Annotated in this window: 17 protein-coding genes; 11 read left to right on the forward strand and 6 right to left on the reverse strand. The window is 60.7% G+C overall.

All coding sequences use genetic code 11. The features are described from left to right. Nucleotides 1-84: 84 nt before the first annotated feature. Nucleotides 85-1,050, forward strand: coding sequence for a DUF1853 family protein (locus GKKCFE_RS12635; protein ID WP_047225773.1), 966 nt, complete (start codon nucleotides 85-87; stop codon nucleotides 1,048-1,050). 129 nt (nucleotides 1,051-1,179) lie between these two features. Here GKKCFE_RS12635 and GKKCFE_RS12640 read toward each other — a convergent pair whose 3' ends face one another. Beyond that, entirely contained in the window at nucleotides 1,180-2,463 is a 1,284-nt protein-coding gene (locus GKKCFE_RS12640; protein WP_445577932.1) for an arsenic transporter, read from the reverse strand. 105 nt (nucleotides 2,464-2,568) lie between these two features. Further along, nucleotides 2,569-3,126: an NADPH-dependent FMN reductase gene (locus GKKCFE_RS12645; RefSeq protein WP_445577933.1), complete on the reverse strand. Its 558-nt coding sequence runs from the start codon at nucleotides 3,124-3,126 to the stop codon at nucleotides 2,569-2,571. Between the two features lie 184 nt (nucleotides 3,127-3,310). On the opposite strand from GKKCFE_RS12645, the gene GKKCFE_RS12650 reads away from it, so the two are divergent. Next, nucleotides 3,311-3,574 (forward strand): hypothetical protein, encoded by a 264-nt coding sequence (locus tag GKKCFE_RS12650; RefSeq protein WP_047225770.1) that lies wholly within the window; start codon nucleotides 3,311-3,313, stop codon nucleotides 3,572-3,574. A gap of 86 nt (nucleotides 3,575-3,660) precedes the next feature. Next, complete coding sequence (locus tag GKKCFE_RS12655) at nucleotides 3,661-4,554, forward strand: LysR substrate-binding domain-containing protein (protein WP_339488136.1); 894 nt, start codon at nucleotides 3,661-3,663, stop codon at nucleotides 4,552-4,554. On the opposite strand, the gene GKKCFE_RS12660 is transcribed toward GKKCFE_RS12655, so the two are convergent. The 4 genes from GKKCFE_RS12660 to GKKCFE_RS12675 form a co-directional block, all read right to left on the reverse strand. Continuing rightward, nucleotides 4,520-5,134 (reverse strand): GNAT family N-acetyltransferase, encoded by a 615-nt coding sequence (locus GKKCFE_RS12660; protein WP_047225768.1) that lies wholly within the window; start codon nucleotides 5,132-5,134, stop codon nucleotides 4,520-4,522. The genes GKKCFE_RS12655 and GKKCFE_RS12660 overlap by 35 nt on opposite strands. Before the next feature lie 258 nt (nucleotides 5,135-5,392). Continuing rightward, complete coding sequence (gene dnaQ / locus GKKCFE_RS12665) at nucleotides 5,393-6,154, reverse strand: DNA polymerase III subunit epsilon (RefSeq protein WP_047225767.1); 762 nt, start codon at nucleotides 6,152-6,154, stop codon at nucleotides 5,393-5,395. A gap of 239 nt (nucleotides 6,155-6,393) precedes the next feature. Then, nucleotides 6,394-6,846, reverse strand: a complete 453-nt coding sequence (gene rnhA, locus GKKCFE_RS12670) for a ribonuclease HI (protein ID WP_047225766.1) — start codon at nucleotides 6,844-6,846, stop codon at nucleotides 6,394-6,396. 89 nt (nucleotides 6,847-6,935) lie between these two features. Continuing rightward, nucleotides 6,936-7,694, reverse strand: a complete 759-nt coding sequence (locus tag GKKCFE_RS12675) for a class I SAM-dependent methyltransferase (RefSeq protein ID WP_047225765.1) — start codon at nucleotides 7,692-7,694, stop codon at nucleotides 6,936-6,938. 65 nt (nucleotides 7,695-7,759) lie between these two features. Between GKKCFE_RS12675 and gloB the strand changes: the two genes are divergently transcribed. The 8 genes from gloB to fabI all read left to right on the forward strand — a co-directional run bounded on the left by gloB (nucleotide 7,760) and on the right by fabI (nucleotide 18,426). After that, nucleotides 7,760-8,527: a hydroxyacylglutathione hydrolase gene (gene gloB, locus GKKCFE_RS12680; protein ID WP_139049963.1), complete on the forward strand. Its 768-nt coding sequence runs from the start codon at nucleotides 7,760-7,762 to the stop codon at nucleotides 8,525-8,527. 99 nt (nucleotides 8,528-8,626) lie between these two features. Further along, on the forward strand, nucleotides 8,627-10,057 hold the full coding sequence (locus GKKCFE_RS12685; RefSeq protein WP_076384421.1) for a transglycosylase SLT domain-containing protein: 1,431 nt from the start codon (nucleotides 8,627-8,629) through the stop codon (nucleotides 10,055-10,057). A 162-nt stretch (nucleotides 10,058-10,219) separates the two neighbouring features. Further along, nucleotides 10,220-12,052: an extracellular solute-binding protein gene (locus GKKCFE_RS12690; protein WP_047225762.1), complete on the forward strand. Its 1,833-nt coding sequence runs from the start codon at nucleotides 10,220-10,222 to the stop codon at nucleotides 12,050-12,052. Further along, nucleotides 12,049-13,902 carry an extracellular solute-binding protein gene (locus GKKCFE_RS12695; protein WP_047225761.1) on the forward strand — a complete coding sequence of 618 codons (1,854 nt, stop codon included), beginning with the start codon at nucleotides 12,049-12,051 and terminating at the stop codon, nucleotides 13,900-13,902. Before GKKCFE_RS12690 ends, GKKCFE_RS12695 begins: the two co-directional genes overlap by 4 nt. A 3-nt stretch (nucleotides 13,903-13,905) precedes the next feature. Next, the gene (locus GKKCFE_RS12700; RefSeq protein WP_047225760.1) at nucleotides 13,906-14,979 is read left to right on the forward strand and encodes a microcin C ABC transporter permease YejB; all 1,074 of its coding nucleotides are present in this window, start codon (nucleotides 13,906-13,908) and stop codon (nucleotides 14,977-14,979) included. A gap of 1 nt (nucleotide 14,980) precedes the next feature. Next, nucleotides 14,981-16,000: an ABC transporter permease gene (locus GKKCFE_RS12705; RefSeq protein WP_047225759.1), complete on the forward strand. Its 1,020-nt coding sequence runs from the start codon at nucleotides 14,981-14,983 to the stop codon at nucleotides 15,998-16,000. Between the two features lies 1 nt (nucleotide 16,001). After that, nucleotides 16,002-17,612: an ABC transporter ATP-binding protein gene (locus GKKCFE_RS12710; protein WP_076384417.1), complete on the forward strand. Its 1,611-nt coding sequence runs from the start codon at nucleotides 16,002-16,004 to the stop codon at nucleotides 17,610-17,612. A gap of 19 nt (nucleotides 17,613-17,631) precedes the next feature. Beyond that, complete coding sequence (gene fabI / locus GKKCFE_RS12715) at nucleotides 17,632-18,426, forward strand: enoyl-ACP reductase FabI (RefSeq protein WP_003202751.1); 795 nt, start codon at nucleotides 17,632-17,634, stop codon at nucleotides 18,424-18,426. The last annotated feature ends 142 nt before the right edge of the window (nucleotides 18,427-18,568 follow it).

An 18,568-nucleotide genomic window follows, 5' to 3' on the forward strand; every position in this document is an offset into this window, starting at 1 on the left:
GCGTCGGGCGAAAAACACGATTATGGGCGAAAGCCGCCCATAGACAAAATTCTTTAAGCCTTCGACGCAGGCTATGCTCGCAAAATGATCCTGTTCCCCGAACTGCTCGACTTGCCCCGCCGCCTGCGCCATCCCGAAGTGCGCGACCTGGCTTGGGCGATCCTTGCCCCGCCGATGCTGATCGACACGCCCTGGCCCCAACGCCATCCCCTGACCGGCAGCGACTGGGTGCAACAGCCTCATCAACTGGAACACTGGCTGCGACAACTGGACCGCGACAGCTATCCGTTACTGCATTGCCTGTCCCAGGGCAGAACCCGGCGCCTGGGTCTGTATTACGAAAGGTTGTGGCAGTTTGCGGTGCAGCACGCGCCGGGCATTGAGCTGATCGCCGCCAACCTGCCGATCCGCCACCAGGGCCAGACCCTGGGTGAACTGGACCTGCTGCTGCGCGATGGCGACGGCATCCACCACCTGGAACTGGCGATCAAGTTGTACCTCGGGCCGCAAAACGGCCACGGGCAGGACACCGCACAATGGCTCGGCCCGGGCTGCCATGACCGGCTCGACCTTAAACTGGCGCATTTGCGCGAACACCAGCTACCAATCTCCGCTCGCCCGGAAAGCCGAGAGGCCCTGGCAACGCTGGGCATCGAACCCTCGGGCATCGAGCTGTTTCGCTCGGAACTCTGGCTGGGCGGTTATCTGCTTTACCCGTGGCCCGGCCATGCCGAACCCCCAACCGGCGCCCATCCCAGGCATTTGCGCGGAAGGTGGCTGCATCAGCGGGACTGGCCGGCGTTCGTTGCCCAGCGTCCGCCGGGGCGCTGGCAACCCCTGCCCCGCGCTGGCTGGCTGGCCCCGGCCCATTATCCGGCGGACCAGACCTGGAGTGCCGGGCAACTGGATGCCTGGCGAATGGCCCTCGACCCCATGGCCCCCGCACAATTGATGGTGCGCCTGAGTGAAAATGCCGAGGGTGAGTGGGAAGAAACCGAGCGAGCGTTCCTAGTGGCGGATCTTTGGCCGGATGTGCCGGGGAATGGGTGAGATGGACGGCGTCTGTCCGGACCTCATCGCGAGCAGGCTCGCTCCCACAGTGACCGCGGCGTTTGCAACTTCAATGGCAACACTGCATCCATGTGGGAGCGAGCCTGCTCGCGATAAAGTCAACGCGGTCTAAATGGACAACCGCAACGCCAACGCCGCCAACGTCACCAACAACACCGGCACGGTCAGCACAATCCCGACCTTGAAGTAGTACCCCCAGCCAATCCGGATGTCCTTGCGCGCCAGCACGTGCAGCCAAAGCAAAGTCGCCAGGCTGCCGATCGGAGTGATTTTCGGGCCCAGGTCGCTGCCGATGACGTTGGCGTAGATCATCGCCTCCTTCACCACCCCGGTGGCCTGACTGGCATCGATGGACAAGGCACCGATCAGCACCGTCGGCAGGTTGTTCATGATCGACGAGAGCAAAGCCGTCAACAGCCCGGTGCCCATCGCCGCCCCCCACACACCATAGGCGGCGAAACCGTCGAGCCATTGCGCCAGGTAGCCAGTCAGCCCCGCATTGCGCAGGCCATAGACCACCAGATACATGCCCAGGGAGAAGATCACGATCTGCCACGGCGCCTCCTTCATGACCCTGCGAGTGGAGATTTTGTGACCGCGGGCCGCGACGGCCAGCAATAACGCGGCGCAGACCGCCGAAATCGCGCTGATGGGAATGCCCAACGGCTCGAGGGCGAAGCAACCAAGCAGCAGAATCGCCAACACCGCCCAGCCCGCGAAGAAGGTGGCCCTGTCGTGGATGGCACTCGCCGGGGCATCCAGTTGATGCGGGTCATAGTCGCGCGGGATGTCGAGGCGAAAGAACCACAGCAATATCGCCAGGCTGGCCGCGACGCTGACCAGGTTCACCGGCACCATGACCGCCGCGTAACGGTTGAAGCCAATGCCGAAGAAGTCGGCTGAGACGATGTTCACCAGGTTCGACACCACCAGCGGCAGGCTCGCGCTATCGGCAATGAAGCCGGCGCCCATCACGAATGCCAGGGTTGCCGCCGGAGAAAAACGCAAGGCCAGCAGCATCGAAATTACGATGGGCGTCAGGATCAACGCCGCGCCGTCATTGGCGAACAAAGCCGACACCAGCGCGCCCAGCAGCACCATGAACGCAAACAGCTTGCGCCCGCTGCCTCGGCCCCAGCGGGCCACATGCAAGGCGGCCCAGGCGAAGAACCCAGCCTCGTCCAGTAACAGGCTGATGATGATCAGCGCGATAAACGTACCGGTGGCGTTCCAGATGATCTGCCACACCAGGGCAATGTCACCGACCTGCACCACCCCGCTCAACAACGCCAGCAGCGCACCGAGCGTTGCACTCCAGCCAACACCGAGGCCCTTGGGTTGCCAGATCACCAGTGTAATGGTCAGCAGAAAAATCAACGACGCGAGGAGCATGCGCAACAGCCTTGAAAGAAGGGATTTAGTAGGGGAAAAGAAGGGTCGCCTTGTGGCGAGGGGATAAACCCCTCACCCGCTATGCATGCCTGAAAATGCCGGGCATCAGGCCTTTTTGTGCTGTTCAACCCACTTGCCATAGGCATCAATGAATTTCTGCAGAAACGGCCTCACCGACTCAGACAGCTCGCCCTGCTCATCGAACGCGCTCCCCGCACCGGCCAGATAAGCCTCCGGCTGTTGCATGCAAGGCACATCGAGGAAAACCAGGGACTGGCGCAAATGATGATTGGCGCCGAAACCACCCATGGCTCCCGGCGAGGCACTGATCACCGCACCCGGTTTACCGCTCAGGCAGCTCTTGCCGTAAGGCCGCGAGCCGACGTCAATGGCATTTTTCATCGGGGCCGGAACCGAGCGGTTGTACTCAGGCGTGACAAACAACAATGCGTCGGCCGCACCAACCTGCTCACGGAAAGTGCTGTAGGCTGGTGGGGGTGTGACGTCAATATCTTCGTTGTAGAGCGGCAGGTCGCCTATCTCGATGATTTCCAGCTTCAGGTTGCTCGGCGCCAGACCCGCCAGGGCCAGAGCCAGCTTGCGATTGATCGAAGCCTTGCGCAGGCTCCCCACTAAAACGGCCACGGTGTAGACATTACTCATTGGACACTTCTCGACGATGGGTTCAAGGGAGCCCCATTTATAGATGATCGGGCGAACAATTGGACCAGCGGAGAACCGAAAACCTTCCGACTGGACTATTTTTTTCATGTAGGAAAACTTACCGCGCTTGACCAAGGTCTACAGAACCGCAAATCGAGTGATTTATTTCCAGAGGTTCTAAGCAATGGCAGCAGTACTTGTCGGACAATTTCATGCGCGGGACGCCGAAGGTCGCGTCTATTCAGTGCATGAATACCAAGAATCGACCCCGTCGCCCGACGGTAACGGCAAGGAGCCTGTGACCACTTTCAAGCTGGCGATCGGAGATCGCGTCAACCAACTCGAAGACGGCAAATTCATGCTGGTGCAGTCCCAGATTGAATTAACCCGCGAACCGGAAACGCTACCGCCCGCTCAAACGCCCGCTGAAACGCTAATTGCTTCATAACCTGTTGTTATGAGCAGAAGTCATGCCCGGACTTGGGTTAGGATTCAGCCACTCAATGGCTCTCCCGCCCAACATGGACTGCTTGCATGCGTTTACGCCACATCGAAGTGATCCAGGCGCTGTTGCAGACCGGCCACCTCGGCACGGCGGCTGAATGGCTGCAATTACCGGTGGCAGAGGTGGAGGCGACGCTGCGCGATGCCGAGCTGCAGCTGGGTTTCATGCTGTTTGCCAGTGTGCGCGGGCGATTGCAGGCGACTCGCGAAGCCCTTGAGTTGCGCGACGGCATCACCCGCGTGTATGACACCCTCGAACCGGTGCAACGCCTGGCCAGCAGCCTGAAACACTATCAGGCGCCGCCCCTGCGCATCATTTGCACCCCACCGCTGGCCCAGCAGTTACTGCCCCAGAGTATCGCTGCCCTGCGTCGACGCCATCCGGACGCCCCTTGCACCCTGCTCAGCCAACCGACCCGAGACATTGTTCAGAGCCTTCTGCTGCGCGACAGTGACTTGGGCCTTAGTCTGCACGACCCCGAACACTCCGACATCCAGTGCCAGATGATCGCCCAGGGCAAACTGCAATTGCTGGCGCCCCACGGCTGGCTGCAACCGCGGCAAAAATACATTTCGGTTCAGGATCTGGCCGGCCAGTCGCTGGTGGGCCTGGATGGCCACGACCCGCTGAGCCCTGCGTTCGACCATAAGCTGGCGGCGCTACGCCCCGCGCCGGTCATCCAGATCCGCGTACAGACTCATCAGATGATGCGCGCCATGGTCGAGGCTGGTGAAGGGCTTGCCATCGTCGACCCCTTCACCGCTTCAGGTGCCAAGGACGGCGGGCTGGACGTATGCCCGGTATCGCCCGCCATTCCCATCTGCCTGTATGCGCTGAGTCTGAATGGCACGGCGGTCTCTCCCACCCTCCAGTCGCTGCTGGAACTGATTACGGAACAAGCCGAGGCGCTGTTGGGCCACTGATCGCCATGCCCAGTGGATCGTCGAACAACCGGTACCAGAACAACGCCACCTCGGCGGTATGACGGTCAATGCCGCGATAGCGCAGGTGATCGATCCCGCCCAGCACGTAACCGCAACGCTCATAGAGCCGGCAAGCGCCCAGGTTGTTGTTCTGGGTTTCGAGCATGATGCCCGGTAGTTTTTTCTTGCGGCTCCAGAAATGAGCGACGTCCAGCAATGCCCTGGCCACACCGTGGCGACGGGCCGGGGCATGCACGGCAAGCTCATCGATGTGGGCAAAACCGTTCCAGTTGGTACTCACCACCAGATGTCCTACCGGTTGGTCATCGAGGTAAGCCATGAAGATCTCGCTGTCCGGAGCGTCCCGGAAACTGCTGAATTCCTCAGGATCAATGCCATAGCATTTACGATAAGGGGCAATGGGCGTCACTGGCCATTGGCTCACCGGCCGACCCACCTGCGCCGTCCCATAGGCGCTGACCTCGAAACTGAAGTCGCTGCCCCAGATGTAGGCGGCAAAGCCGTCATCGACGACACGCACCGACAGGCCGGGGTGCTTGGGATTCATGACCGGCTGCATACTGGGAAAAGTCCTCATTCCTTGAGACAACCAACGGCGCTCTGCCATCCATTGCCCTTGCCTCTCGAAACTTCATACATCAAGCGGGTATCCGTAGCCTGCCCGTTACCTCAGGTTAGAAGGTACTGGCGATTGTGGCGAGAAATGAATGAAGACTGCCCTTGTGGGAGCGAGCCTACTCGCGATGGGATCTCCATGGTCCAACAGACAGACCGAGCCGCCTGCATCGCGAGCAGGCTCGCTCCCACAGGCGCAAGATCAGTTCGCCGCGGCCTGGGATTCGACCAGTTGCGTCCACAGTGCCGGAGCACCGGCAGATTTGGCGATAGCTTCCAGACGCGCGGCATGTTCGGCCAGGTCGTTTTCGCTGGCGCGAAGGATCCGGCCTGGCGTGCGGTCAGCGGGCAAACGACGGATTTCCGTTGCCTGGTTACCTGAACCCTCACCCGTGCCATTGCCATCGGAGGCGTTGCCGGCCAGGGACAGGCTGGTCTGGCCACCCGTCATGGTCAGGTAGACGTCGGCGAGAATCTCCGAGTCGAGCAAGGCGCCGTGCAGTTCACGACCGGAGTTGTCGACGCCGTAGCGCTTGCACAAGGCATCGAGGCTGTTGCGCTGCCCCGGGTGCCGTTCCCGAGCCATCATCAGGGTATCGAGGATGGTGCAGTGCCGGGTGATATCGGCCCGGTCGTGCTGCCCCATCAGGGCAAATTCGTTGTTGATGAAGCCAACGTCGAACGCCGCGTTATGGATGATCAGCTGCGCACCCTGGATGAACTCGAAGAACTCATCGGCCACTTCAGCGAAGCGCGGCTTGCCCACTAGGAACTCGTTGGTGATGCCGTGGACGCCGATGGCGCCTTCATCACTTTCGCGGTCCGGTTGCAGGTAAACATGGAAATGGCGACCGGTCAGGCGTCGGCCGATCAGCTCGACACAGCCGATTTCGATAATCCGGTGACCATCGGTCACCGGCATGCCGGTGGTTTCGGTATCCAGTACAACAGATCTGTTGGCCATCAGTGTTCAGCTCTCAACGGGCATGCTTGCAAAAGCGGCGATGTTAACACGCTCCGGTAACGAGGGGACTTACCTGAAACCTGGCTTATGGGAGCGAAGCTGTGGGAGCAAAGCTTGCTCGCGATGAAGATAATGCGGTCTTTCAGGAAAACCAGGGCGCCTGTGTCGCGAGCAAGCTTTGCTCCCACACAAGCCCACTCGCCACAGATCATCCTGTTCAGGCCCCGACACCACTCGTATCAGGCCTGCTTGAAACCCCGCACCTCATCCACCCCACGGTTGGCCAACTGGTCGGCCCGTTCGTTACCGTGATGGCCGATATGGCCGCGCACCCATTTCCAGGTAACGTTGTGACGGTTGACCTGCTCGTCGAGCAGTTTCCACAGATCGGCGTTCTTCACCGGCTCTTTCGCAGCGGTTTTCCAGCCACGCTTCTTCCAGTTGGCCATCCACTCATTGATGCCTTTCATCACATACTGCGAGTCGGTCACCAGCAATACGTCGCAAGGCCGCTTAAGCTCTTCCAGACCCCGAATAGCGCCCATCAGCTCCATACGGTTGTTGGTGGTATTGGTTTCACCGCCCCAGAGTTCCTTCTCGACACCCTTGCATACCAGCAGCGCCCCCCAGCCACCCGGGCCGGGATTGCCCTTGCAGGCGCCGTCAGTGAAGAGTTCTACACTATCGCTCATGCCAATCCATCCAGAAAAAAATGCAAAGGCCTGCCGGACGGGAACGACAACGCCCGCAACCGAAATGCCGCCAGACCATCAGAAAAGGGTTAAGGCTCGATGTGGCGACGATTGACCTTGGCCATCGGCAAGGGAATCAGCTTACCCATCGGCTCGCGTCGCGCCTGACGAACCGGGCGCAGCCCGACCGCAATCTTGCGCGCCACCAATAAATAGAAGCCGCCGCCGGACAGTTGCCACTCACCGGCCTTGCGCTCCCAGCCGGCCAGACGGGCCTGCCACTTGGGCGACGCAAGCGGCGGACGATAGCATCCGAAGCGGCGTTTCTCCAGCGCGAAGCCCAGCAGGTTGAGCCAGTCACCGACCCTTGACGCCGAGATGCAGCGAGCCTGACGCAAAGCATCGTGAGCGAACACGTGACGCAACCCCCAACTGCTCCAGGGATTGATGCCAATGATCAGCAGATGCCCGCCAGGACGGACGCTGCTGGCGGCTTCGCGCAGCAGCCCGTGCGGGGAGAGACAGAAATCCAGCCCGTGCTGCATCACCACCACATCGGCGGCATGCTCGCTCAACGGCCAGGCCTGCTCTTCGCAAACGATCTCCACGCCAGGCAATGGTGCCCCCAGGCGTACATTACGCTGAACCTGCGGCGCCGACGGCGGGGTCTGCGCCGAAGGCCCGTAGTGCACCAGATAGCCACCAAAGAACCGGCCCAGCTCGTCTTCGAGCATGCGCCGCTCCTCTTCCAGCAAAAATTGCCCGACAGGGCCGGACAGCCACTCACGAGCGGCGCTGATCAACGCAAGCCAGTCGGGATCAGCCTGAGCGAACGCTTCATCGGTCATTGCATTCTCCAACGCGTCAGGAAGTTCTAAGATGCGCCTTTGTTTTCTGCTTGGCGAATTCCGCGATGATACAGATCAGTGCCCTGCCCGCGTTCACCGATAACTACATCTGGTTGTTACAGGACCACGCCACTCAACGCTGCGCCGTCGTCGACCCCGGCGACGCCACGCCGGTGCAGGCCTGGCTCGACGCCCATCCAGGCTGGGTCCTGAGCGACATCCTGATCACCCACCATCATCACGACCATGTCGGCGGCGTCCAGGCACTGAAAAACGCGACACACGCCACCGTCTACGGCCCGGCCAGTGAAAACATCCCGGCGCGGGACGTGGCGCTGCAGGACAACGACCGGCTCAGCGTCCTCGACTGGGACTTCGATGTCTACGCCGTACCCGGCCACACCCTGGGGCATATCGCGTATTACCATCATGGCTTGCTGTTCTGTGGCGACACCCTGTTTGCCGCCGGTTGTGGGCGACTCTTCGAAGGCACGCCTGCACAAATGCATCAGTCCCTCAGCCGCCTGGCCTCTCTGCCTGAGGATACGCTGGTCTACTGTACCCATGAATACACCCTCAGCAATCTTAGATTCGCCGCTGCGGTAGAGCCGGGCAACCCGGACATTGCCGCGCGCCTGGAAAAAGTCAGCCAGCAACGCAACGCCGGCGTCATGACCCTGCCCTCGACCCTGGCACTTGAAAAGCTCACCAATCCGTTCCTGCGTACCGCTGAAACATCCGTTAAACAAAAAGCAGACGAACGGAATGGCCAGCGTAACCAGACGCCGAGTGAGGTTTTTGCGGCCTTGAGGGCGTGGAAAGATAAGTTCTAAGGCCGCTGGCGTTTGATACAAAAATTCTGAAAGGTTGACCTGTTGGGGTGCGCTTCCTAGAATCGGCCGACATTTTTGCCCGGAACTTACTTCCAGCCAATGTCGTCATCTATACGTAAGTCCGTCCAGTCAGACACATTGACCCGCTTGGCTCAAGCTGTCGCAGTGGCTGTGTCCGCCACCCTGGCGGGCTGCCAGAGCACGAGCCAGGTGCCGCAGAGCGATGTGGCGCACACGCCGAACATCGCCGCTCGCGCCAAACAGAAGCCCATCTGGCTCACTGAAAAACCCGTCCCTCAAGTGCCTCAGGACGTCTGGGAGCGTATGCGCCAGGGCTTCCAGCTGCAGGAAACCGCCGGCGTCAACCCGCGTATCGAGCAGCAACGCCTGTGGTTCGCCAGCAATCCATCCTTTCTGGAAAACGCCGGCGAACGCGGCAGCCTGTACATTCATTACATCGTCGAACGCCTTGAAGAACGCAACATGCCCCTGGAGCTGGCGCTGCTGCCGGTGATCGAAAGCGCCTACAACCCCATGGCTTATTCCCGGGCCCATGCGGTGGGCCTGTGGCAGTTCATCCCGTCCACGGGGCGCTACTTCAACCTGCGCCAGACCCGCTTCTATGATGGGCGTCGCGACATCACGGCCTCTACCACGGCCGCGATGGATTACCTGACGCGCCTGCACGACATGTTCAACGGCGACTGGCTGTTGGCGCTGGCTGCCTACAACGCAGGCGAGGGAACGGTCAGCCGCGCCATCGAGCGCAACGAAAAACTTGGCCTGCCCACCGATTACTGGAACCTGCCGCTGCCCAGCGAAACCCAGGCCTATGTGCCGAAGTTGCTGGCATTGTCCCAGGTCGTACTTTCTCCCGAGGCCTACGGCGTCAACCTCAACCCGATCGCCAACGAACCGTACTTCCAGGTCGTCGAGATCAACCAGCGCATGGACCTGTCCAAAGTCGCGGCGGTGGCTGACATCGACGAAGACGAGCTGTTCCAGCTCAACCCGGCTTTCAAGCAGCGCACCACCATCGATGGCCCGCAGCACCTGCTGGTGCCCACGTCCAAGGCCCAGTTGTTGACCGCCAGCCTGTCCACCATGCGTCCGGAAGAACTGATCAGCAAACGATCGCTCCAACCGGTTTTTGACTCAGCCGAAGAAAGCACGGTGGCGGGCGCCAAGCGCACCTATCGCGTCAAGCGTGGCGATAACCTGGGGCTGATCGCCAAGGCCAACAACGTTCAGATCAAAGACTTGCAACGCTGGAACAGATTGAGCGGCAACAAACTCAAGATCGGCCAGACCCTGGTCATGCAAGACACCCGCAAACGCGTCAACACGGTAGTCGCTGCCAGCAGCAAGAATAAAAAGAAACAAACCCAGTACAAGGTCAAGCAAGGCGACTCGCTGTACGTGGTAGCCAAACGCTTCAACGTGGAAATGCAGCACCTCAAGCGCTGGAATCCACGGGTAGGCAAGGCACTGAAGCCTGGGCAGATGCTGACGGTTTACTCTCCGCACTAAGCCTGACTGAAGAGCGGGCTGCTTCGCAGCCCAGCGGGAGCAAGCTCCCTCGCCACGGTTTCAGGTAATCCCTGAAGCTTTCGGCTCCCGCCTTTTTCCTGCCGATACAAGCTGTTACTGTACGGGCCATAAAGCCCAAGCCGCCTGGATCGGATCTCAGACTTGATACGTCCCCTCCTCCTGCTCCTGATCAGCCTGGCCTTGAGCTCTCCCGCCGGCGCAACCATTAGCGAAAGCCATGGTTATGCGCAGTTCGGCACGCTCAAGTACCCGGCCAGATTCACCCACTTCGACTGGGTCAACCCGCAAGCGCCCAAGGGCGGTATCTTGCGGGTCATGGCATTTGGCACCTTCGATACGCTCAATCCCTATACTTTCAAGGGCAGCAGCCCAGTTTCGACGCCCAACTTCTTGCAATACGGCATCAACGAGCTGAACGAACCGCTGATGGTTGGCACCGGTCAGTATGCGCCGTCCGGCGACGAGCCGACGTCGAGCTATGGCCTGATCGCCCGGTCAGTGGAATACAGCGAAGACCGCAGTTGGGTGGTGTTCAACCTCAGACCCGAAGCCCGTTTTCACGACGGCGTGCCGATTACCGCCTATGACGTGGCGTTCTCCTACAGAACGCTGCTCAAGGAAGGTCATCCGCAGTACCGCACCAACCTTCAGGAAGTGCTACGGGTCGACATCCTCAACCCGCTGAAAATCCGCTTTGTGTTCAAGCGTACGGGCAACCCGCTGCTGATCCTGCGCCTGGGTGAGTTACCGGTGCTGCCCCAGCATTACTGGAAAGACCGCGACTTCAAGGCCACCACCTTCGAACCGCCCTTGGGCAGCGGCCCTTACCGGATTACCAAAGTGCAGCCTGGTCGCCAGTTGGTGTTTGAGCGGGTCAAGAATTACTGGGGCAAGGACCTGCCGGTCAATCGCGGCAAGTACAACTATGACCGGATGGACGTGGAGTTCTACCGCGACAGTGAAGTGGCTTTCGAAGCCTTCAAGGCCGGGGAATTCGACATCTACATTGAACACCAGGCCAAAAACTGGGCCAACGGCTACCGGTTCCCGGCGGTCAATCGCGGCGAGGTGATCAAGGCGCAGATTGCTCACCAGATCCCGACCCAGACCCAGGGTCTGTTCATGAATACCCGGCGCAGCACGTTCGCCCAGGTCAAGGTTCGTGAAGCCCTGGGGCTGATGTTCGACTTCGAGTGGACCAACCGCACGCTCTTCAGCGGTGCCTACAAGCGCACCCTCAGCTACTACCCCAACAGTGAATTCTCCGCCAGCGGTCTTCCGGTGGGCCACGAATGGCTGCTGCTCAAGCCGTACCGGGAACAACTACCGCCCGCATTGTTCACCCAACCCTTCAGCCTGCCCCAGACCGACGGGCGGGGCATCCCCCGGGAAACCCTGCGCAAAGCCCTGGGATTGCTGAAGGAAGCCGGGTGGACCATCCACGGCCAGCGCCTGCTCAACGCCGACAGCCAGCCCCTGCGCTTCGAGATCCTGCTGGTGAACCCGAACCTGGAGCGCATCCTGCAGCCCTACGTGGAAAACCTCGCCAGCATCGGCATCCAGGCCCGCCTGCGTACGGTGGATCGCGCTCAATACAAGCAGCGTCTGGACCAGTTCGACTTCGACATGATCCTGCTGACTCTGGGGCAAACCCTCAGCCCGGGTCTTGAGCAATGGCAGTACTTCCATTCCAGCCAGGCGGGGGTCAAGGGCAGCAAGAACTACGCCGGCATCAACAACCCGGTGGTTGATCACCTGCTGGAAAAGCTCCTGTCTGCCCGCACCCGTGACGAACAGGTCGCCGCCGGCAAAGCCCTGGACCGTGTGCTGCTGTGGCAGCACTACTGCATCCCTAACTGGTATCTCAATTATCATCGCCTGGCCTACCGTAACCGGTTTGCCTTTGTCACTACGCCGCCCTACACCCTGGGTTTGAGCGCATGGTGGCTGAAATCTTCGGAGAAAGATCAATGAAGCCTTTACGCGCCCTGCTCCTGCAGGCCAGCGGCCTGTTGTTCGCCGGACTGGCCTGTGCCGCACCGCAGCACGCCTTGACCTTGTACAACGAGCCGCCGAAATACCCGGCCGACTTCAAGCATTTCGATTATGTGAACCCTGACGCCCCCAAGGGCGGGATTTTTCGTCAGGGCGGGTTTGGTGGCTTCGACAGCCTCAACCCTTTTATCAGCAAGGGCGTCCCCGCCGATGACATCGGCCTGATCTACGACACCCTGGCCAAACAAGGCCTGGACGAACCCTTCACCGAATATGGCCTGATCGCCGAAAAAATCGAGAAGGCCCCGGACAATGCCTGGGTGCGCTTTTACCTGCGGCCCGAAGCCCGCTTCAACGACGGCCATCCCGTACGCGCCGAGGACGTGGTGTTCAGCTTCCAGACCTTGACCAAGGACGGCGCTCCGATGTTCCGCGGTTATTACAACGACGTGGCCGAAGTCATCGCCGAAGAACCGCTCAAGGTGCTGTTCAAGTTCAAGCACACCAATAACCGCGAATTGCCGCTGATCCTCGGCCAACTGCCGGTATTGCCCAAGCATTGGTGGGCCGGGCGCGAATTCAACAAGGGCAACCTGGAGATCCCCCTCGGCAGCGGCCCGTATAAGGTCGCCGAAGTGAAGGCTGGCCGCTCGATTCGCTATGAACGCGTGAAGGACTATTGGGGCAAGGACCTGCCGGTCAACCGCGGCTTCTACAACTTCGATGTGCTGACCACCGACTACTATCGCGACAACACCGTGGCGGTCGAGGCACTGAAGGCCGGGCAGTTCGATTTCTGGCTGGAAATGGCTGCCAAGAACTGGGCCAACGCCTACAACATCCCCGCCGTGACCGAAGGCCGGCTGATCAAGGAACAGATCCCCAACGGCAACCCCACCGGCATGCAGGGCTTTGTCTACAACCTGCGCCGCCCGGTCTTCCAGGACGTGCGGGTGCGCAAGGCCTTGAGCCTGCTGCTGGACTTCGAATGGACCAACAAACAACTGTTCCACGGTGCCTACGCCCGCACCCGCAGTTATTTCGAAAACTCGGAGATGGCCGCCACCGGCCTGCCCGGCGAAGACGAGCTGAAGATCCTCGAGCCGTTGCGTGGCAAGATCCCCGAGCAGGTGTTCACCCAGGCCTTCCAGCCTTCGGTATGCGACGGCAGCGGCATGATTCGTGACCAGCAGCGCAAGGCCTATCAATTGCTGCAAGAGGCCGGCTGGCGCATCGTCGACGACAAGATGGTCGATGCCCAGGGCAAACCCGTGGTGCTGGAGTTCCTGCTGGCCCAGACCGAATTCGAGCGGGTGCTGCTGCCGTTCAAGCGTAACCTCAGCGACCTGGGCATCGAACTGGTGATCCGCCGGGTCGACGTGTCCCAATACATCAATCGCGTGCGCTCGCGGGATTTCGACCTGATCGTGGGCAGCTTCCCGCAGTCCAGCTCGCCGGGTAACGAACAGCGCGAGTTCTGGATGTCGGCCGCCGCCGATAATCCCGGCAGCCGCAACACCATGGGCCTGAAGGACCCGGCAGTCGACCAACTGGTGGAGCAACTGATCAACGCCGACTCACGCAAGAGCCTGGTGGCCCACGCCCGGGCGCTGGACCGGGTGCTGCAATGGGGCTACTACGTGATCCCCAACTGGCACATCAAGACCTGGCGCGTAGCCTACTGGAACCACATCGGCCATCCAAAAATCACCCCGACCTACGACATCGGCACCACCACATGGTGGGTCAAGCCAGAGGTCAAGCCTTCCATCGAGGTGGAAAAACAGGTCATCGAGCAAAAAATCGTCGCCCCGGCGAGTGTGGAGTAACCGATGCTGGCTTATATCTTTCGGCGTCTATTGCTCATCATCCCGACCCTGTTTGGCATCCTGCTGATCAACTTCGTGATCATCCAGGCCGCGCCCGGCGGGCCGGTGGAGCAGATGATCGCCAAACTCGAAGGTTTCGAAGGCGCCACCAGCCGCATTGCCGGTGGCGGTGCCGAAGTGTCGGTGGCCGGCTCCGCCTATCGCGGCGCCCAGGGGCTGGACCCGGCGCTGGTCAAGGAAATCGAGCGCATGTACGGCTTCGACAAGTCGGCGCCGGAACGCCTGTGGATCATGATCAAGAATTACGCTCGCCTGGATTTCGGTGACAGTTTTTTCCGAGACGCCAAGGTCATCGACCTGATCAAGGAAAAAATGCCGGTCTCCATCTCGCTAGGGCTGTGGAGTACGCTGATCATGTACCTGGTGTCGATCCCGCTGGGGATCGCCAAGGCGACGCGGCATGGCAGTCATTTCGACGTCTGGACGAGTTCGGCGATCATCGTCGGCTATGCCATCCCGGCGTTCCTGTTCGCCATCCTGCTGATCGTGGTGTTTGCCGGCGGCAGCTATTTCAACTGGTTCCCGCTACGGGGGCTGACGTCCAACGATTTCGATGAACTGAGCATGGGCGGCAAGATCCTCGACTATTTCTGGCACCTGGCCTTGCCCGTGACGGCCCTGGTGATCGGCAACTTTGCCACCATGACCCTGCTGACCAAGAACAGCTTCCTCGATGAAATCAACAAGCAGTACGTGGTCACCGCCAAGGCCAAGGGCCTGACCCGCAATCGGGTGCTCTATGGTCATGTGTTCCGCAACGCCATGCTGCTGGTGATTGCCGGCTTCCCTTCGGCGTTCATCGGAATCTTCTTCACCGGCTCGTTGCTGGTAGAGGTTATTTTTTCCCTTGATGGCCTCGGTTTGATGAGTTTCGAGGCGGCAATCAACCGTGACTACCCGGTGGTCTTCGGCACCCTGTTCATCTTCACCTTGCTGGGGCTGGTGGTGAAACTGATCGGTGACCTGACCTACACCTTTGTCGATCCACGCATCGACTTCGAAAGCCGGGAGCATTGAGATGAACCTGTCCCCCCTCAATCGCCGTCGTTTCGAACTGTTCAAGGCCAACAAGCGTGGCTGGTGGTCGCTGTGGCTGTTCCTGATCCTGTTCGGGCTCAGCCTGGGCGCCGAGTTGATCGCCAATGACAAGCCGCTGGTGGTGCACTACGACGACGGCTGGTACTTCCCGGCACTCAAGCGCTACCCGGAAACCACGTTCGGCGGCGAATTTCCGCTGGAAGCCAACTACAAGAGCCCGTACATCCGCGAACTGTTGGCCGCCAAGGACGCGTGGGTGCTGTGGGCACCGATCCCGTTCAGCTACCAGAGCATCAATTACGACCTGAAGGTCCCCGCCCCGGCACCGCCCTCCTCGGTCAACTGGCTGGGCACCGACGACCAGGGCCGCGATGTGCTGGCCCGGGTGATCTATGGTTTCCGTGTTTCGGTGCTGTTCGCTCTGACACTGACCCTCCTCAGCTCGATCATCGGCGTGATCGCCGGCGCCTTGCAGGGCTTTTACGGCGGATGGGTCGACCTGGCCGGCCAGCGTTTCCTGGAGATCTGGTCGGGGCTGCCGGTGCTTTACCTGTTGATCATCCTGGCCAGCTTCGTGCAGCCGAACTTCTGGTGGTTGCTGGGCATCATGCTGCTGTTCTCCTGGATGAGCCTGGTGGACGTGGTCCGCGCAGAGTTCCTGCGCGGGCGCAACCTGGAATACGTGCGTGCCGCGCGGGCATTAGGCATGCAGAACGGCGCGATCATGTTCCGCCACATCCTGCCCAACGCCATGGTCTCGACCATGACGTTCATGCCGTTCATCCTCACCGGGGCCATCGGCACCCTCACGGCCCTGGATTTCCTCGGGTTTGGCTTGCCTCCGGGCGCTCCGTCCCTGGGTGAACTGGTGGCCCAAGGCAAATCCAACCTGCAGGCGCCGTGGCTTGGCATCAGCGCGTTCGCCGTACTGGCGATCATGCTGAGCCTGCTGGTGTTCATCGGCGAGTCAGCTCGCGATGCCTTCGATCCGAGGAAATGAAATGAATCAGGACAATCTGATCGAAGTGCGCGACTTGGCCGTGGAGTTCATCGTCGGCGAACGTCGCCAACGGGTGGTCGAAGGCGTCAGTTTCGACATCAAGCGTGGCGAAACCATGGCCCTGGTCGGCGAAAGCGGCTCAGGCAAGTCGGTGACCGCCCACTCGATCCTGCGGTTGCTGCCCTACCCGCTGGCCCACCATCCAAGCGGGACCATCCAGTACGCCGGCCAGGATTTGCTCGGGTTGAAAGAAAAGACTATCCGCCACATCCGGGGTAACCGGATCGCGATGATCTTTCAGGAGCCGATGACGTCCCTCAATCCGCTGCATTGCATCGAGAAGCAGATCAATGAAGTGCTGGGCATTCACAAGGGGCTGTCCGGTAAGGTCGCTACCCGTCGCACCTTGGAGTTGCTGGAACTGGTGGGCATCCCCGAGCCGCACAAGCGCCTCAAGGCCCTGCCCCACGAACTGTCCGGTGGCCAGCGCCAGCGAGTGATGATCGCCATGGCCCTGGCCAACGAGCCGGAGCTGCTGATTGCCGACGAACCGACCACGGCACTGGACGTCACCGTCCAGCTGAAAATCCTCGAATTGCTCAAGGATTTGCAGGCGCGGCTGGGCATGTCGCTGCTGTTGATCAGCCACGATTTGAACCTGGTGCGAAGAATTGCTCATCGCGTATGTGTCATGCAGCGCGGTTGCATCGTCGAACAGGCATCGTGCGAAGAGCTGTTCCGCGCGCCGCAGCATCCGTACACTCGGGAACTGCTGGCCGCCGAGCCCAGCGGCAACCCGGCGACCAACGTGGTCGGCCCGCCGCTGTTGCAGGTCGAGGACCTGAAAGTCTGGTTCCCGATCAAGAAAGGCCTGTTCAAACGCACGGTGGACTACATCAAGGCCGTGGACGGTATCCGCTTCAGCCTGCCCCAGGGCCAGACCCTGGGTATCGTTGGCGAAAGCGGCTCCGGCAAGTCCACCCTGGGGCTGGCGATCTTGCGGTTGATCGGCAGCCAGGGGGGGATCCGCTTTGAAGGCAAGCAGCTGGACTGCCTGTCGCAGCAACAGGTCCGGCCACTGCGCCGGGAGATGCAAGTGGTGTTTCAGGACCCGTTCGGCAGTCTGAGCCCACGGATGTGTGTAAGCCAGATCGTCGGCGAAGGCCTGCGGATCCACAAGATCGGCACCGCAGCCGAGCAGGAACAAGCGATAATCGCGGCATTGAAGGAGGTAGGCCTGGATCCGGAGACTCGGAACCGCTACCCCCATGAATTTTCCGGAGGGCAGCGGCAGCGTATCGCCATTGCCCGGGCCCTGGTGCTCAAGCCGGCGTTGATTCTGCTGGATGAACCGACGTCGGCCCTGGACCGTACCGTGCAACGCCAGGTGGTGGAGCTGTTGCGGTCGCTGCAAACCAAGTACAACCTGACGTACCTGTTTATCAGCCATGACCTGGCTGTCGTCAAAGCGCTAAGCCACCAGTTGATGGTGGTCAAGCATGGCCAAGTGGTCGAACAAGGTGATGCCCGCAGCATATTCGCCGCGCCGCAACACCCCTATACACAGCAGTTGCTGGAGGCCGCTTTCCTGGCCCCAACAACTGCCGAATAACCTGAAAGAGGAGCAACACATGGGTTTTCTCGCCGGTAAGCGCGTACTGATCGTCGGTGTCGCCAGCAAGCTGTCCATCGCATCCGGCATCGCCGCCGCCATGCATCGCGAGGGCGCTGAGCTTGCCTTCACTTATCAGAACGACAAACTCAAGGGTCGCGTCGAAGAGTTCGCACAAGGCTGGGGTTCGAGCCCTGAGCTGTGCTTCCCGTGCGACGTGGCCAGCGATGAAGAAATCGCCAAGGTTTTCGAAGAACTGAGCAAGAAGTGGGACGGCCTGGACTGCATCGTGCACTCCGTGGGCTTCGCCCCGGGCGATCAACTGGACGGCGACTTCACCGAAGCCACCACCCGCGAAGGCTTCCGCATTGCCCACGACATCAGCGCCTACAGCTTTGTGGCCCTGGCCAAAGCCGGTCGTGAAATGATGAAAGGCCGCAACGGCAGCTTGCTGACCCTGTCGTACCTGGGCGCCGAGCGCACCATGCCGAACTACAACGTGATGGGCATGGCCAAGGCTTCCCTGGAAGCAGGCGTGCGTTACCTGGCCGGCTCCCTGGGCCCGGATGGCACCCGCGTCAACTGCGTATCGGCCGGTCCAATCCGTACCCTCGCCGCTTCCGGCATCAAGAACTTCCGCAAAATGCTGGCCGCCAACGAAGCGCAGACCCCGCTGCGTCGCAACGTCACCATCGAGGAAGTCGGCAACGCCGGCGCCTTCCTGTGCTCGGACCTGGCCTCGGGCATCAGCGGTGAAATCATGTACGTGGACGGCGGCTTCAACACCACCGCCATGGGTAACATCGAAGAGTAATCTTCACGTCACATCCGCTGCGTAAAAACGCCGCTTGTCCTGAAAAGGGACAAGCGGCGTTTTTTATTCCGCTCTGGTCATGGCGGCGGGTCAGCTTGCATTCGTGTTGAATGGGCCACCGCTATCGCGAGCAGGCTCGCTC

Source organism: Pseudomonas sp. E141 (genome assembly GCF_052659885.1).

Excerpts from the sequence above, each read along its gene's own strand:
- rnhA (WP_047225766.1), bottom strand. The coding sequence starts at position 6,846 with ATGAGCGATAGTGTAGAACTCTTCACTGACGGCGCCTGCAAGGGCAAT.
- GKKCFE_RS12710 (WP_076384417.1), top strand. The coding sequence starts at position 16,002 with ATGAATCAGGACAATCTGATCGAAGTGCGCGACTTGGCCGTGGAGTTC.
- dnaQ (WP_047225767.1), bottom strand. The coding sequence starts at position 6,154 with ATGGCCAACAGATCTGTTGTACTGGATACCGAAACCACCGGCATGCCG.
- GKKCFE_RS12635 (WP_047225773.1), top strand. The coding sequence starts at position 85 with ATGATCCTGTTCCCCGAACTGCTCGACTTGCCCCGCCGCCTGCGCCAT.
- GKKCFE_RS12705 (WP_047225759.1), top strand. The coding sequence starts at position 14,981 with ATGAACCTGTCCCCCCTCAATCGCCGTCGTTTCGAACTGTTCAAGGCC.
- GKKCFE_RS12650 (WP_047225770.1), top strand. The coding sequence starts at position 3,311 with ATGGCAGCAGTACTTGTCGGACAATTTCATGCGCGGGACGCCGAAGGT.
- GKKCFE_RS12660 (WP_047225768.1), bottom strand. The coding sequence starts at position 5,134 with ATGCAGCCGGTCATGAATCCCAAGCACCCCGGCCTGTCGGTGCGTGTC.
- gloB (WP_139049963.1), top strand. The coding sequence starts at position 7,760 with ATGATACAGATCAGTGCCCTGCCCGCGTTCACCGATAACTACATCTGG.
- GKKCFE_RS12645 (WP_445577933.1), bottom strand. The coding sequence starts at position 3,126 with ATGAGTAATGTCTACACCGTGGCCGTTTTAGTGGGGAGCCTGCGCAAG.
- GKKCFE_RS12700 (WP_047225760.1), top strand. The coding sequence starts at position 13,906 with ATGCTGGCTTATATCTTTCGGCGTCTATTGCTCATCATCCCGACCCTG.
- GKKCFE_RS12685 (WP_076384421.1), top strand. The coding sequence starts at position 8,627 with ATGTCGTCATCTATACGTAAGTCCGTCCAGTCAGACACATTGACCCGC.
- GKKCFE_RS12640 (WP_445577932.1), bottom strand. The coding sequence starts at position 2,463 with ATGCTCCTCGCGTCGTTGATTTTTCTGCTGACCATTACACTGGTGATC.
- GKKCFE_RS12695 (WP_047225761.1), top strand. The coding sequence starts at position 12,049 with ATGAAGCCTTTACGCGCCCTGCTCCTGCAGGCCAGCGGCCTGTTGTTC.
- GKKCFE_RS12675 (WP_047225765.1), bottom strand. The coding sequence starts at position 7,694 with ATGACCGATGAAGCGTTCGCTCAGGCTGATCCCGACTGGCTTGCGTTG.
- fabI (WP_003202751.1), top strand. The coding sequence starts at position 17,632 with ATGGGTTTTCTCGCCGGTAAGCGCGTACTGATCGTCGGTGTCGCCAGC.
- GKKCFE_RS12655 (WP_339488136.1), top strand. The coding sequence starts at position 3,661 with ATGCGTTTACGCCACATCGAAGTGATCCAGGCGCTGTTGCAGACCGGC.